12 protein-coding genes and 3 pseudogenes are annotated in these 15,859 nt (G+C 34.1%); 10 read left to right on the forward strand and 5 right to left on the reverse strand.

Annotated features, from left to right (window positions below):
- Positions 1 to 34 precede the first annotated feature (34 nt).
- From MOC86_RS24150 to MOC86_RS24175, 6 genes and pseudogenes are all read left to right on the forward strand, one after another.
- A pseudogene (locus tag MOC86_RS24150) lies at positions 35 to 660 on the forward strand (HD domain-containing protein).
- Between the two features lie 222 nt (positions 661 to 882).
- Positions 883 to 1,227: an SDR family NAD(P)-dependent oxidoreductase gene (locus tag MOC86_RS24155; RefSeq protein WP_268586462.1), complete on the forward strand. Its 345-nt coding sequence runs from the start codon at positions 883 to 885 to the stop codon at positions 1,225 to 1,227.
- A gap of 11 nt (positions 1,228 to 1,238) precedes the next feature.
- Positions 1,239 to 1,493 (forward strand): annotated as a pseudogene (locus MOC86_RS24160) (NADPH dehydrogenase); the annotation flags it as partial.
- A gap of 216 nt (positions 1,494 to 1,709) precedes the next feature.
- Positions 1,710 to 3,098, forward strand: coding sequence for a PLP-dependent aminotransferase family protein (locus tag MOC86_RS24165; protein WP_268586463.1), 1,389 nt, complete (start codon positions 1,710 to 1,712; stop codon positions 3,096 to 3,098).
- Positions 3,099 to 3,215: 117 nt separating this feature from the next.
- Positions 3,216 to 4,511, forward strand: coding sequence for an MFS transporter (locus MOC86_RS24170; RefSeq protein WP_268586464.1), 1,296 nt, complete (start codon positions 3,216 to 3,218; stop codon positions 4,509 to 4,511).
- Between the two features lie 129 nt (positions 4,512 to 4,640).
- On the forward strand, positions 4,641 to 5,186 hold the full coding sequence (locus MOC86_RS24175; protein WP_268586465.1) for a transcriptional regulator: 546 nt from the start codon (positions 4,641 to 4,643) through the stop codon (positions 5,184 to 5,186).
- A gap of 271 nt (positions 5,187 to 5,457) precedes the next feature.
- Here the strand turns inward: MOC86_RS24175 and MOC86_RS24180 are convergent, their stop codons facing one another.
- Entirely contained in the window at positions 5,458 to 6,351 is an 894-nt protein-coding gene (locus MOC86_RS24180; protein WP_268586466.1) for a DMT family transporter, read from the reverse strand.
- A gap of 123 nt (positions 6,352 to 6,474) precedes the next feature.
- Positions 6,475 to 7,014, reverse strand: coding sequence for a prolyl-tRNA synthetase associated domain-containing protein (locus tag MOC86_RS24185; protein ID WP_268586467.1), 540 nt, complete (start codon positions 7,012 to 7,014; stop codon positions 6,475 to 6,477).
- A 127-nt stretch (positions 7,015 to 7,141) separates the two neighbouring features.
- On the opposite strand from MOC86_RS24185, the gene MOC86_RS24190 reads away from it, so the two are divergent.
- Positions 7,142 to 8,002, forward strand: a complete 861-nt coding sequence (locus MOC86_RS24190; protein WP_268586475.1) for a LysR family transcriptional regulator — start codon at positions 7,142 to 7,144, stop codon at positions 8,000 to 8,002.
- A 257-nt stretch (positions 8,003 to 8,259) separates the two neighbouring features.
- Complete coding sequence (locus MOC86_RS24195) at positions 8,260 to 9,000, forward strand: alpha/beta hydrolase (protein WP_268586468.1); 741 nt, start codon at positions 8,260 to 8,262, stop codon at positions 8,998 to 9,000.
- Positions 9,001 to 9,073: 73 nt separating this feature from the next.
- Here the strand turns inward: MOC86_RS24195 and MOC86_RS24200 are convergent.
- Together MOC86_RS24200 and MOC86_RS24205 are read right to left on the reverse strand one after the other, a co-directional pair.
- Positions 9,074 to 9,229: pseudogene (locus MOC86_RS24200) on the reverse strand (LysE family translocator); the annotation flags it as partial.
- A 109-nt stretch (positions 9,230 to 9,338) separates the two neighbouring features.
- Complete coding sequence (locus MOC86_RS24205; RefSeq protein WP_268586469.1) at positions 9,339 to 10,271, reverse strand: DMT family transporter; 933 nt, start codon at positions 10,269 to 10,271, stop codon at positions 9,339 to 9,341.
- A 337-nt stretch (positions 10,272 to 10,608) separates the two neighbouring features.
- Between MOC86_RS24205 and MOC86_RS24210 the strand changes: the two genes are divergently transcribed.
- Positions 10,609 to 12,090 carry a PLP-dependent aminotransferase family protein gene (locus MOC86_RS24210; RefSeq protein WP_268586470.1) on the forward strand — a complete coding sequence of 494 codons (1,482 nt, stop codon included), beginning with the start codon at positions 10,609 to 10,611 and terminating at the stop codon, positions 12,088 to 12,090.
- A 384-nt stretch (positions 12,091 to 12,474) separates the two neighbouring features.
- Positions 12,475 to 13,545 (forward strand): branched-chain amino acid aminotransferase, encoded by a 1,071-nt coding sequence (locus MOC86_RS24215; protein WP_268586476.1) that lies wholly within the window; start codon positions 12,475 to 12,477, stop codon positions 13,543 to 13,545.
- Positions 13,546 to 14,650: 1,105 nt separating this feature from the next.
- On the opposite strand, the gene MOC86_RS24220 is transcribed toward MOC86_RS24215, so the two are convergent.
- Positions 14,651 to 15,502, reverse strand: coding sequence for a MurR/RpiR family transcriptional regulator (locus MOC86_RS24220; protein WP_268586471.1), 852 nt, complete (start codon positions 15,500 to 15,502; stop codon positions 14,651 to 14,653).
- Between the last annotated feature and the right edge of the window lie 357 nt (positions 15,503 to 15,859).

Raw genomic sequence — 15,859 nt, forward strand, 5'->3', positions numbered from 1 at the left:
TAGAACTATTAAATTGTAAAGGGGACTTTCAATTATGCTTCAAGAAGTAGCAGGTATTAAAATTCCAGATTCTCGCTTGGCGAAAGATGCAGCAGATATTTTACGTGAGCATGGGAACGATTTATTGTGGAATCATTCAAATCGTGTATTTTTATTTGGGGCAGTTAATGGAAAAAAAGCGAAGCAGAATTATGATATAGAGCTGCTCTATGTCAGTGCTTTATTCCATGATTTAGGCTTAACAAAAAAGTATAGTAGTCCCGATTTACGGTTTGAAGTAGACGGTGCAAATGCAGCAAGAAGTTTTTTGCAACAGTATCAAATTCCAGATGAGTCAATTCGTCTTGTATGGGATGCGATTGCATTGCATACGAAGAGCATAAAGAATCTGAAGTGGCCCTACTCTTTTCAGGTGTTGGTTTAGATGTGATGGGAGATGGCTTTGAACAATTTCCTGACGACTTGTGTGAAGAAATTATAAAATCCTTCCCACGTAACCATTTCAAAAAGGAAATTATTCCAGCTTTTTATGAGGGCTTTAAACATAAGCCAGAAACTACTTTTGGTAATATGAAAGAAGATGTTATTAAACATTTTAGACCGGAATATAAAAGTAAAAATTTCTGTCATTGTATTTTACATTCACCATGGTCAGAATAAAAAATAAAAGCCGTTGAAAGCATGGTTTTCAACGGCTTTTTACGTAAGATAGTCCTTGTTATAGTAACTAATCTTACTTAGGATATACTTTATTAATCAATAACTTAAGGTGGTGGTAATCGAATGAATTTCTATAAACTAGTGATAAACAATACAAAGTAGGAAGAGATTAGGGGATTCATGACTAACTGTGATGTACATACAATTTGACGTACTAAGTACATGAAAAATGCCTATATAAGTGATGGGGATGGAGATTGGTTTTATCATTTTACAGGTTATGCAACGAATGGAAAATTAACAGATACAGGTTTTAAAAAGCAGCACGAACAAATAATGCTTAATTTTGTTAGTGTAATGGATTTATGTTATTTGTTTTTAGAGGAGAAATTGAAGAAAGGTCACAATGAAGGAACAGTAGTCAATGTAGCTTCAACTGCAGCATTTCATCCGATACGCTATATGTCGATATGTGCAGTTACAAAATCATTTGTTTTAACTTTTACAGAAGGCCTACATAAAGAATTTAGTAAACCACTATACTTAAGATTGTCTTATATCTTATAAGTAAGGATGAGTATCCCAATTATCAAGTTCCAGCTGCAGAGAAAATTCGTAAAGAAGTAAATGTTGCAACTGGAGCAGTAGGATTGATTAAAACAGGTAGACAAGCAGAAGAAATTTTAAGAAACGATCGTGCAGACTTAGTATTTATTGGACGAGAAATCTTAAAAAATCCATTCTGGGCAAGTTCAGCTGCGGAAGAATTAGGTGCGGACATCGAAATTCCTGTTCAATATACACGCTATGGATCTCAATGGTTAACAAGCTAAACAATATAAAGAAAAAAGCGTGAACCTATTATCATTCAATAGGTTTACGCTTTTTTCTGCTGATAATTTAGCTTATGTAAACTAAAAATGAATAGAGGATAGTACAAAAAATAGTCTTTAAAGTCATCAATCTATGACCTATTTTCGAAAACTTACATTATAAATAGCTTTCTACACAAGACAATAATATAATGATAGGAAAAAAGGATGCATATCATGCCAATTAATTCTTTTGAAAATTATCCGATGAGCTGGAAGCCATCAATTGATAAAACTAGAAAACCCATTTATCAAGGACTTGCAAGTCAGTTACAACAAGACACCTTAAATGAAATTCTATTACCTGGAACAAAACTTCCTCCCCAACGAGAACTGGCTGATTATTTAGATTTAAATGTTAGTACCATTTCAAAAGCCTTTAAAGTGTGTGAGTTAAAGGGGTTGTTAAGTGCAACAGTAGGAAGTGGCACATTTGTATCATATGATGCAGTATCAAATGCGTATTTGCTCGAAGATACAAAGCCGAATCATTTAATTGAAATGGGAGCAACACTCCCAGATGATGCTTCTTACGAACCCTTACTACTCCAACTGAAAAGCATGTTACAAGAGACAGACTATGAGAAATGGTTTGGTTACGGTCGAGCAGGCGAAAGCCTTTGGCAAAAGGATGCAGCTGTAAAGCTGATTAGAAGAGGTGGATTTGAAACAACTGTTGATCACATTTTATTTGCAAAAGGTGGTCAAAATGCGATTGCGGCCACACTGGCAAGTCTTTGTCAGCCTGGAGATCGTATTGGTGTGGATCAGCATACTTATCCAGGTTTAAAAACGGTTGCAGCGATGCTTAATGTGCAAATCGTACCCATAAAATCAGGGAACAATGGAATGAGTCCACCTGCCTTTGAGTATGCTTGTAAAAATGACAATATTAAAGGTCTTTATCTAATCCCAGATTATCATAATCCAACAACTCGCTCCATGTCTATTGAGAATCGAAAAGCAATTGCAGCCATTTCTAAAAAATACAATCAGTTCATTATTGAAGATGCATCGTATCATCTCCTTAACGAAAAACCACTTCCAGCACTCGCATCATTTGCACCAGAACAGGTCATTTATATTGCGAGTCTATCAAAATCAATTGCACCAGGGTTACGGTTAGCCTACGTGACTGTACCAAATCAATACAAGGAGTCCCTTTCAAGGGCGCTTTATAATTTAAATATATCCGTTTCTCCATTATTAGCAGAATTGACAGCACGTATTATTGTATCTAATCAGTTTGAAATTCTAATTAAGAGTCATCAAGAACAAACTGTTAAGAGAAACCAAGTTGTGAATCGATATTTAGCAGACTATACATGTTTGGGTGTTGAAACAGGCATTTTCCGTTGGTTACTCTTACCTGGTAAAATCAAGGGAGCCGAATTCGAAAAGTTGGCTGCCAATCAGGGAGTTCAAGTATACGCAGCTGAACGTTTTGTAGTTGGAAATAGTTGTCCGGAACGGGCTGTGAGGGTTTCTGTCTGTGCACCAGAGACAATTGAAGAGCTTGAGAGAGGATTGGTTATCCTTGAACGTTTACTAAAAGCTATTACTTAATATTGTTCGCCATACAATTATTATATTGTATGGCTTTTTTGTGCGTGTTATGATGATTCAAATCCGATTAAAAGAAGATGGGAAATATATTAATTTCCTAGAAAGGTAGGTTAGGCTATGCTACAAACAGGTGATGTAAAAAAGTTAGACGCTCCGTCATCTCGATTACAAAGCTATATTCGTTCTCCTAAAAAACAACAACAATTATATAAGAGAACACTAATTGTTGTTGTTCTATCCCAAATTTTTGGAGGCGCAGGGCTCGCAGCAGGAATCACCGTAGGAGCACTCATAGCTCAAGATATGTTAGGTACAGATAGTGTAACAGGTATTCCAACTGCATTATTTACTTTAGGATCAGCAGGAGCTGCTCTACTTGTAGGACGACTTTCTCAGCGGTTTGGGCGTCGTTCTGGACTTGCCGGTGGTTTTTTGACTGGTGGTATTGGTGCCATTGGCGTCGTTATTTCAGCATTAACAAATAGCATTGGTCTTTTATTTGCTTCACTGCTGATTTACGGAGCTGGAACGGCTACAAACCTACAGGCACGTTACGCAGGAACAGACTTGGCAAATTCAACACAAAGAGCGAAGGCAATTAGTATGGCCATGGTTTCCACTACATTTGGTGCTGTTGCAAGTCCAAACCTTGTAGATGTGATGGGAGAGTTTGCTATATCCATTGGAGTACCTGCTTTAGCTGGACCATTTATATTAGCTGCAGTGGCTTATATACTTGCTGGTTTAGTTCTATTCATTTTCCTTCGCCCTGATCCACTCGTTGTTGCTAATGCAATATTAGAGGTTCAAAATACAACCGATAATACACCTTCAGAATTAAGTTCTCATTCGTTATCAACAAATAAAAAAGGTATTTTTGCTGGGTCTGCAGTTATGGTCCTTACTCAATTCGTTATGATTGCCATTATGACGATGACACCCATACATATGGGACACCATGGCCATGGACTGAATGAGGTAGGGCTTGTCATCAGCTTTCACGTAGCTGCTATGTATCTTCCCTCTTTAGTAACTGGTTTTCTTGTTGATAAGATTGGACGTACTACTATGGCCATTGCTTCAGGAATTACACTATTAGCTTCGGGGCTTCTAGCTGCTATGGGACCTGCTGATTCAATGGGGGTACTCATTACAGCGCTGGTATTACTAGGATTGGGTTGGAACTTTGGGTTAATTAGTGGCACAGCAATCATTGTGGACGCAACTTCATCTTCTACACGAGCTAAAACGCAAGGTTCTGTAGATGTTTTAGTGGCTTTATCAGGAGCATTAGGAGGAGGCGTGTCTGGAATGGTAGTAGCCCATTCTAGTTATGCAGCTCTTTCCATTATTGGTGCTATTCTTTCATTAGTACTTATTCCGGCTATTATTTGGGCAACTCATAATAAATAATATTAATGATTAAATTTCTAACACAGGCTCACTCATTTTTATTTTATTCTTATCTATTCTACACTCCTTCCTAATTTCAATCTCATTATTTATAATGAGAATAACAATTTTAATTAATTAGGTGATAAGATGAAAAATAAAGTAGAAGTTTTAATGCACCCAGTAAGAATGAAGATTTGTCAAGCCTTAATGAGGAATAAGGAAAATGGATTGACACCATTAGAAATGGTAGAAGTTATTGAGGATGTTCCTAGGGCAACTCTATATAGACATATACAGGTTATGGTTGATTCAGGAATCTTACGTGTTATCAAAGAGAAGAAAGTAAAATCTGTTTCTGAGAAATATTACGCTTTAAATGAAGAAGAAGCATTACTTAACGGAGAAGAGTGGAAAAAAGCCACTGGCAAAGAGAAATTAGACTATGTTTCTTACTACCAAGTATTGCTTATGACACAATACCAAAATTATCTTAAGAAATTGGAAGAACAGAATAGACAGGAGGATGGTGCTACTTTTTCTCTAGTAGAATTGAAAATAGATGAGGAACACTTTATTAATTTTCAAAACGAGTTAAATACCTTAATGAACAAATATTATGATATGGCGCTTAATAAGAACACAAAAGATACTCCAGTTCGTACCATTGCCCTTACTATTATTCCGGATGCCTAAATATATTAATTTTATACAGATATTAGAGGGTTCTCATCATACAAAAAGTCATTATTTAAATAATGACTTTTTGTATGATCTCTATTTCTATTTATACTTTTCTATGTAAATTAAAACTTCCTCTACATTAAATAACTGTTCATAAAACACCATGTCCGTAAAAGTATACTTTTGCGGACTGCATTATCGAAAAATCCCTCAGCATGAAAATGAAAAGTTTTTTGATATATATAAAGCAGTAGGAAACCAATACTTCCTACTGTTTCGCGTATTATAGAGTTGATACTTTACTACCTCTTTTTGGGAATTTAATTGCCTTATTCTCACTAACGAATGTTGAACCTAAAAGAAGTAATCCACCTAGCATCTGAATAATGGTCATTTGTTCTCGCAGAATGATTGCAGAAATCAATATAGCTACAAACGGATCTACATAACTTAACATAGCAATACTTTGTCCTTTTAACTTTTCCATACCGGAGAAAAACAACCAAAATCCAATGCCAGTGTTTACAATTCCTAAAATGATTATAAAAGGAACGGATGATTTAGATACTCCAAAGATACCGAGTCCCTCTGTAAAAAACACATATGGCAAGAGCAGTAATGCTGTTATTACAAGTTGGATGATTGTAATCTCTAACCTGCCCATATGGCGAATAAGTTTATTTAGTAACATTAAGGCAGCATAAAATGCAGCTGCAACTAATCCAAAAAAGATTCCAAGTAGATCATCTATTCCAGATGCACTGACTTCGTTGCCAACAATAAACAACATCCCTACTATTGCCACACCAATACAAACTATTTTTTTGATAGGTAATGATTCCTTAAGAATGAATGGTGAAAGGACCATCACAAACACAGGTGCAAAATAATACCCAAGTGTTGCATTAGTAAGTGTTGTATGTTCGTACGATTGATAGAGGAAAATCCAATTTCCTCCTAATGCAATACCGGAAAAAAATAAGATATAAGCATTAGCTTTTACTAATTTCCATGGAATGGTTTTCTTCATCATAAAAAATACGAACACTAAAAATAGGCAACCAATTGAACTACTTAGTAAAGCTGTTTCACTCGAAGACAAATCAATGTATCTTACAATTAAACCCATTGTACCGAAAATAACCATAGATAAAATAAACTGTATTTTATATTTCACTTCCTTCACCTACACAATCTACAGGTAAGTTGATTAAAAGATCTTAGATTATTTTGCTCCATTTCATTTATCAGCGTAGAAGTTCCAACTTTTATGGCTATTCTATTTTTATATAGACTCATATCACACCTCTATAACCGATACCTCATGGTTTGTATAAGGTAAAAAATCATTCATAATTTGCTCTGTTCGTACCTTCATATATCCGGTTGTTGTTCCATCACTGCACCCATACCATTCTTCACTCGTCACATCTTTATCGAAAACAACTTGCACATCATGATTTTTATCAAGTAGTGTACTAAAAATAGTGGCTGCCCCTATTTTTGTTCCTAACATTTCTTTCATCAAGTCCTCAGGAGCAAATGAAACTCTAGCTATATTTAAAGCACTACTGAAGTCTTTTGAGCGAAATGGTTTATCTCCTTTAGTGATAAATAGATAGAAGGAACTTTGCTGTCGATTACATAAGAACAATGTTTTAACCATTTTCATGTTTAACTTTTTATTAATAAGCGTACAGTCATCCATTGTAATGGCTTCATCTGTATCAACCCGTTGAAAAGGAATGTTTAATTGCTGTAAAGCAAGATACGTACTTTGTTGTAAAGGTGTGGAACACTTTCTTGGAGCGATGGTCTCAATTTCGCTAATAAAAAACATATTTTTTCATTCCTTTGTTTTGTATATTTAATAAATGTAGATTATCATGGAAAATAGCATTACAAAAGCGAATATTTATCATACTGTGCATGACAAAAACAGATGCAAAGGTTGTGATCCTATGGACATGAATATACAAAAATATATTGCTTTTGTTAAAACAGTTGAATTGGGAAGTTTCACAAAGGCAGCAAAGTATTTAAATTACTCTCAATCTGGCATAAGTCGGATGATTAACGATTTAGAAAAAGAATGGGGAGTCATACTACTTGAACGCGGTCGATCTGGTTTGCGATTAACTTCGGATGGCTTGAATTTATTTCCAGCTGCTAAAAGACTATTTGAAGAGTATCGAAACTTACAACACCAGATAGAAGAAATTAACGGATTACAGTCGGGCGTGGTTCGAATTGGAACTTTCTCTAGCGTAGCAACGCATTGGCTTCCAAGAATAATAAAATATTTCAAAATTGATTATCCCAATATTGATTTTGAATTACTTTTAGGTGATTACCACGAGATAGAAAAGTGGATTATAGAAGGGCGTGTAGATTTTGGTTTTTTACGACTTCCTACGCTTCCAGAATTGGAAACAACATTTATAGAACAAGATAATCTAGTTGTTGTATTGCCTGAAAGCCATCCTCTTGCAGATTTTGAAAAGATTCCAATTGCTGAACTTTCTGAGTCATCTTTTATCTTGTTGGAAAAAGAAGGGAATTCTGATGTGGCTAAATTGTTCAAAAAGTGGAATATTTGTCCTAAGATTAATTTTACGACATGGGATGACTATGCCATTATGGCTATGGTAGAGAGTGGTTTAGGTATTAGTATTTTACCGCAATTAATTTTACAACGCATTCCTTACGACGTTATCACAAAAGAATTGGAAGTACCTGCTTACCGAAAAATTGGGTTGGCATACAGGGAAAACCAAACTTTATCTCTTGCTAGCAAACAATTTTTAAATTACTTAGAGTATAGATAAAATACTCTTTCCTTTCATAAAAGGATGTATAAGAAAAGGAAAGACACTTAACAGGAAATACATGTGATATGCAAATCTGGTTTACATAAACATGTTCGAGGGAGCGAAAAGAGTGCAAACCCGTTGGGTAACAACGGGTTTGCACTCCTTATATATATAAGAAAGGATTGTTGTGATAATATTACATATCATACGCATTATAGATTTGAGGCAATAGGAGCAGTTTAGTATGTAAATTTCAAAGGTGGTAATGGTTAATGGCTAAATTTTCCAAACCGAAAGCTTTCTTCTTAAAAGGCGGCTCAAAAGCTGTTTTGCTATTACATTCTTTCACTAGCAATACAGTTGATGTAAAAAAATTAGCTAGGTTTTTAAATAGTGAAAATTATACATGCTTTGCCCCTTTATATGAGGGTCATGGTCAGTCGGCTGAACATTTAATCCTTACAAATTCAAGGGATTGGTGGGAAAGCGTAAAAAATGGTTACAATTTTTTAAAGAATGAGGGCTATCAAAATATCGCTGTGATTGGTGTGTCATTAGGGGGGATTTTGGCTTTAAATGTAGGGCAAAAAATGAATGTTACTGGGATAGTCACAATGTCTGTTCCATATAAGAAAGATGTATATTCATTAAAAAAACGTGTATTAAATTATGCATTAACTTATAAGCAATTAGAAGGAAAAGAAAAGCAACAAATATCTCGTGAATTAGATGAATTAGAAACATCTTCATTTAGTAGTCTATTACAATTTAAAGAATATATTGATTTGACTATGAAAGGATTGTTAAGAATTGAGAAGCCTATACGTATATTATATGGAGAGTTAGATGAACCATTATATAAAGAAAGTGCTCATTATATATATATAAATGTATCTACACACCATAGAAGTGTAAAAGGTTATTCCAATTCAAAACATTTGATGACATTAGGTCCAGATAAAGAAGAGATTCATCATGATATCCTATCATTCTTAGAAAGTTTAGAATGGTGAGATCCTAAATGTAAAAGAAAAATAATCGACTATATAGTAGCTTGATTATTTCCCAAATTAATATTTATCAACGTTATTTTTCGAAGACTAACCTTACACCGAATATTAACAATACTGTGCCCATAATGCCTTCCATAGCTCTATTAACACGCTCTCTTTTTAAGAACATTCTTAGCTGTCGTATGAGTACGATATAGAGTAAGTACCAAATACCTGTAAGTGCTGTAAACCTATTCACTTGAAGTGAAATATGCTTTATTAATATCTATAACACCTTTTGATCGAGATTGATAAATAAGAACTAAAATTGCTAATACTAGCAAAGAGTGTAAGTTACCCTACACTCTTTTTGTATTATTAAGCTTTCTACACCTGTTTATCCTTATTTTTTCAATATAACCCGTGCCAAATAGAACACCAGATACAATAAATGCAAATCCAATTAATTGTGAAGTTGTAATTGTTTCGTTTAAAAAAAGAGCAGAAAATACAAGGCCAAAAAATGGAACAAAGTTGTTAAATATGGCTGTTTGTCCTGCACCTATCTTCTGAATAGCTGCATTAAAAACTATATATCCCACTCCTGTTGCCACTATCCCTGATACGATAAATAAAAAGTAAGTAAATAAAGATGCTGAAGTCATTTCACTGACTCCTTCGGGTTCGGTTATAAAACTAATAATTAACAAACCAATTGAGCCAGCTAGGTACATTATTGTTGTTACCTGTTTTGAATCGAGTGTTGCTGTTGCCTTTTTTACGAAAATAAAACTAATGGCTTGGACAACCATGGCAATAAATAAAATTAAGTCTCCTTGAGATAATTGCATATTACTAAATGAACCGCCCTGAATAAAGAAGACGCCAGTTAATGCTAGAATAAAACCAATCATTCGCAATTTTGTTAATTGTTCACCTAAAAAGAGAACAGCAAGTATTGCTGTTGTGAGTGGAACTAATGCAAGAATTAAAGAAGCATTCGAAGCATCACTCATTGTTAAACCTATTGCTATAAGCAAGTGATGTAGAATGACACCAAATAACATCCCAAGTAATGTATAGATCCATTCCTTTTTTGATAAACGGCGAAATGATTTTCCCAGAACGATTATGATTAATGCTGTAATCCCAGCCATCATAATTCGAAATGCTGTCATTGTTTGAGGAGGTAAGTCCTCCACCAATACTTTAATTATAACAAGATTAAGTCCCCAAACAGCCGTAACAAAAAATACTAAACCGTAAGTTAGTAATAACCGTTTTTGATTCACAAGTTACTCCTCCATTTTTTCTTTTCTCTGTGAATTAGATTATTCAATCACCTTAATCCATTTTCTATCCCATCCCCTTCCAAGTGTCATGCTTTGTTCAACTATAAGTGCTATATTACTTCAACGCATGTATAACACTCAACACACTTCTATAACACTTAACCTCTGTGTTTTCATCTATGGAACATTCTGTATTAAGACTTACTTATTAGTGTTTTGTGCTTATATAAGAATAGAATGATTAAATTTCATTCAAGTGTTAAAATAACTTTATTAACATCTACTATATGAAATCAAACTATAACACCAACTACATGTATAACACTCAGGAGGATTTATGGTACAAATTGATATTCAAAGAAATAGAGGAGAATCACTATCTAGACAAATATATCAATCCATTGTTGATCGAATCCGTTCAGGGCTTTTGGAAGAAGGATCGAAGTTGCCTTCTGTACGCAGCCTTTCCAAACAACTGGAAGTAAGTTTGGTTACAGCTGTCAAGGCGTACAAACAATTAGAACAAGATGGTTTTGCTACTTCTATCCAAGGAAAAGGTACTTTTGTAAAAGTGAAAATGAACGAGACGAGGCTAGAAAAAGAAGAAATTCCTTCATATGATTGGCAATTATCGCTTCAAGACTATTTACCTAGATCCCAGTTTGCTCGTTATCATATTGCTCCTCAAAAAGTTCACCTTTCATCTTCCATGATAGATCCCAAACTTCTTCCAAATAGATATTTCGAACATGAGGTTCAACAGGTTCTTTCAGATAACCCAGAGTTATTGTCTATATACGGAAATGTTCAAGGTGATAGTCAACTAAGGAGCGAAATGTCTACGTATTTAAAAAGATCAGGGGTTATTTCTACACCAGAAAATATCCTAGTTACAAGTGGTCTTCAACAAAGTATAGATCTTATTGCCCGTACATTTGTTGGACCTGGGGATGTGGTGGTAATGGAAGCACCTACCTATCCGGGGGCAATTGATATTTTTCGTGGAAGAGGTGCCACCATACTCACGGTGCCTGTTGATAAAGATGGTATGAGAATAGATATACTCCAAAATGTATGTGAAAAACATAAACCTAAAGTTATCTTTACGATTCCTACGTTTCATAATCCAACAGGTGTTGTTATGTCTCTAAAACGACGTAAGCAATTACTTGATATAGCCAGGAGCATCCATTGTATTATTGTGGAGGACGATCCGTGCAGTGAGATTTATTTTGAAAAAAAACCACCTGTTCCCCTTAAAAGTATGGATCAGTTCGGTAATGTGATTTATTTAAGAGGATTAAGTAAAACGATTGCACCAAGTTGTAGAATAGGAATATTAACAGCTTCTGGCTCCATTTTCAACCGTTTATTAGCTGCAAAGGCGAATGCTGATTTAGGAAGTCCTTTACTCACACAAAAGGCAATTCTTCCCTTGATTAACTCTAAAAGAATGATAGACCACTCAGAGAAGTTGCGGACTGCCCTAAAAATCCGAAGAGATTTAGCTCTCGATTTACTTACAAATCTTTCTCCTGAGGGTGTATCTTGGACAATACCAGAGGGAGGATTAAATTTATGGATTAGTCTGCCTTCTTGGATTGATAGTCACCTTCTTTTATCAGAAGCAAAAAAACAACAGATTACATTTTTACCGGGATCAGCATGTTATCCAGTAGGGCAAGAAAATAATCATTTGCGGATTAGTTACTCTTATATAAATGAGGAGCTATTAACTTATGGAATTACAACATTATGTAATATCTTTCATGCTACGATTTCATCCCAAAAAATAAGTGAAAATAGACCGAATTTTTAAATTGAGTTATTCCTTGAAAAATAAAACAGATTGTGAGAAAGAAGAGAGGAATAATCTAAAACTATTACAGAACAAGATGCAAATGACCTCAAAGGTGTGAAATAACTTTTTCAGGTGTTATAGAAAGGTGTTGAGTGTTATATATATGACGAACTAATATAAAACATATAGTTCAACATAATATGACACTTGTAAGAAAATTGGCCAATACAACTCTACTACTGTTTGATGGGGGGAAGATCGTCACTAAAGAAGAAACTTAAGCTAACATTCATAAATAACCTTGTTAAATAAGATGGAATAGAAAAGATTACACGAAAAATATTTAAATTATTCTCAACATTATTAAAAATTTTAAAATTTTCTAGAAGTGAAAACGTTAAAATCTCGGAAAAATGGAGCCATAATAAAGAAGGGAAGATACAGCAAATGGAAAAGACGAAAACAGAGTGGGAGAACCTGGGGTTTACTTATAGAAAGACAGACAAACGATATATTGCTAATTTCAAAGATGGAAAATGGAATGAGGGAATCTTAACAGAGGATCATACTATTGTTTTAAACGAATGTGCGGGTGTACTTCAGTATGCCCAGACTTGCTTTGAAGGGATGAAAGCATATACCACACAAGACGGAAAAATTGTTATTTTTCGACCTGAACTAAATGCCCAGCGTTTAGAAGATTCTGCAAAGAGAATACATATGGCTCCATTTCCAAAAGGTCGGTTTGTGGATGCCGTTATACAGACGGTAAAAGCGAATGTTGCATATGTACCACCTTATGGATCTGGTGGTTCATTATATATTCGTCCTTATCTGTTTGGAACTAACCCAGTTATTGGAGTTAAACCTGCTGAAGAATTCCAATTCAGAATATTTACTACACCGGTTGGTCCCTATTTTAAAGGTGGAGCAAAAGCCCTTACCCTTTGTGTTAGTGATTTTGACCGTGCTGCTCCTAATGGAACAGGGAATGCTAAGTTAGGCCTTAACTATGCTATGAGTCTTCATGGTCTCGTAACAGCAAATGAAAATGGATTTGATGAAAATATGTATTTGGATTCTGCAACTAGGACGAAAGTAGAAGAAACAGGTGGGGCCAATTTTATATTTGTTACAAAGGACAATAAACTCGTTACACCAAAATCAGAGACCATTCTTCCTTCTATTACCCGTCGTTCCCTAATGTTAATTGCGAAGGAATATCTTGGACTTGAAGTAGAGGAAAGAGAAGTATACTTTGAGGAAGTAAAAGATTTTGCCGAATGTGGTTTGTGTGGAACAGCAGCCGTTATTTCACCGGTAGGTAAAATAAATGATCATGGAAACGAAATATGCTTTCCAAACAGTAGGACAGGGATGGGGCCAATAACTAAGAAGTTATATGATACACTTACCGGAATCCAATTAGGTCGCATTAAAGCTCCTGAAGGTTGGATTAAGGTGATTGAATAATCAACAAAAATATTTTTAATAGCATTTTCAACTTTTCTAAATACCTTATTTACTAAGATAGAAGGAAAGGGCTGACCAATATTTGCAATGGTTAGCCCTTCTTTATTATGCTATTTCTTTTCTTCTTTTTAATTTGAATAGATGTTAGTAGGATACCAAGACACACCCATATAGCTCCTATAATTATATTTCTAGTAATCCCTATTGTATTAAATACCATTTTATCAAAAAAATGATTAATGTTCAGTATGTATACTTTATACAGTTTTAATTTACATAAAATATGGTCCAGTAGAAAAAAAGCGCAAACCTGTTTAATAATAATGAGGTGGCGCTTTTTTTCTATTATGAATGAGCACAATACTCGTATCCATTAATTACCTTTATACTCCATAAAGAGCAAACACGAACAGGTGGTTCGTAAAATGAACGTCCATAAAAGTGTACTTTTACGAATACCTTATTTTTATAAAAACATACATGTTTTAATGTCCATTTAAGTTCTAAAATAAATCCTGAACATTCATTAAAGTTTATATACTTTAATGAGCGTTTTTTAAAAGAATAATAGGGGGGCAGTACAAAAGTATAATAATGAAGAGATTAATGTTTTAATTGTTGACTTGCCAATTGATTTTCCACAATTGAAATACTTACTGAGAAGTTGTTTTATAAAACATAAATGAAGTAGGAAAAGATTTAACTAAAAGAAGATTTTTTATGAACAGCTATTAAAAGCTTACAAACAAACAACTTTCATTCTTTCGAAGCGGTAAAACAAAAGATATTCAATTTTGTATTGAGATGCTAAAAAAAATTAAGGGAACTCATCGTGCTACATGAAAAAGATATTTTAAAAGAGGATTAACGACAGCTTCCCTGAAGAATACATGTGTGGTGTAGAAGGGGAAGGGGACAAGAAATAAATATATATTTGATCTTTTTTATATGTGGGACACTTTAGGAGTAATAAATCGGTGAGAGGGCTAAGTGGCGGGTAGTTCAAGGAATAGTACTAATTAAAATATAATAAGACAAAGCATGCTTTCATACTTCATGAATCTGCTTTGTCTTATTCACTATGTAATTGTAAGATCTTTAAAGATTATTTTTTATAGAAAATATCGAATTTCTCCCATATTTCTTCAAGAGATTCTAATTTATTTTGGAACTTTTCTTCTCTTTCTCTCCCTACTGATATAATAAGAGCATTTATCAAACTAAGGGGTGCCACAAATGAATCGATAAAAGTAGGCATCTGACTTGATGCTGTTAATGGCATGTCTGCGTATGGGATAAGAGGTGATAAAAGATTATCTGTTATTGCTATAGTAGAAGCTTCTCTTTCTTTTGCGTACTCTAGAACTTGTATTGTGCTTTTCGTATATCTCGCAAAGCTAATGCCAATAACTACATCATCCTTATTCAAATCATACAAACGCTCTGACATTGTTTCTATTGAGTGTATCAGCTCAACTTTATCTAAGAGAAATTGAAAGTAGTATTGTAAAAATACGCCTAAGGCTGTAGCACTTCGATTTGCTACAATATACACTCTTTTAGCCTGGATAAGCCTGTCTACTGCTTGCTTAAACATACCAACGTCCAATTTCTCAAAAGTTGATTTTATGTTTGAGATATCATCTAAAAAGATATCATATATTCCTTGGTCTTCATCATTGTAAACCTCTTTAGAAATTTTTAATCTATCGGTTGTTGTTAACTGTTGTTGCGCAGAATTTTGCATATATTGTTGTAACTCTGGATAACCAGAACAACCTAAAAAAGTAGCAAACCGTACAACAGTGGCATGGCTAACTTTTGTGATTTTTGCTAATTTATCTGCTGTTAAAAAAGGAACTGTATTAGGGTTTTCTAAAATATATTTAGCTATTTTCATATTTGCCTTACTCATACTAGGCATCTGCTCTGCGATATGTATATATATATTTTCCATATGCTTAGATAATCTCCTTATTTTGTTAACGTTATAAACTATATTAAGACTTTAGTTTGAAGGGTATAGTTATGATTATAAACTAAAAATACTCATCTTATATAGATTGTATATCATTCCAAATGCGTAGCAAACCTGTATAAGGAATAAGGTGAATTCAAGATTTTAAAATATTATCTTCAGGAGCTAATTCTTCTCTTATTTTAAAGGGGAGTCATATTTCAGGATTACCTTATAGTATATATCCTTTAAGTTTTTCTAAACCGTGTTGGTAACAATCTGTTTACTTATTCTAATATTTCTTAATAAAAAAGAGACTATTGTACTCATTGAATAGAAAAGTAGAGCTATAACAGG

Origin of the sequence: Priestia endophytica (genome assembly GCF_026790145.1) — a bacterium.
GTDB lineage: Bacteria > Bacillota > Bacilli > Bacillales > Bacillaceae_H > Bacillus_I > Bacillus_I endophytica_A.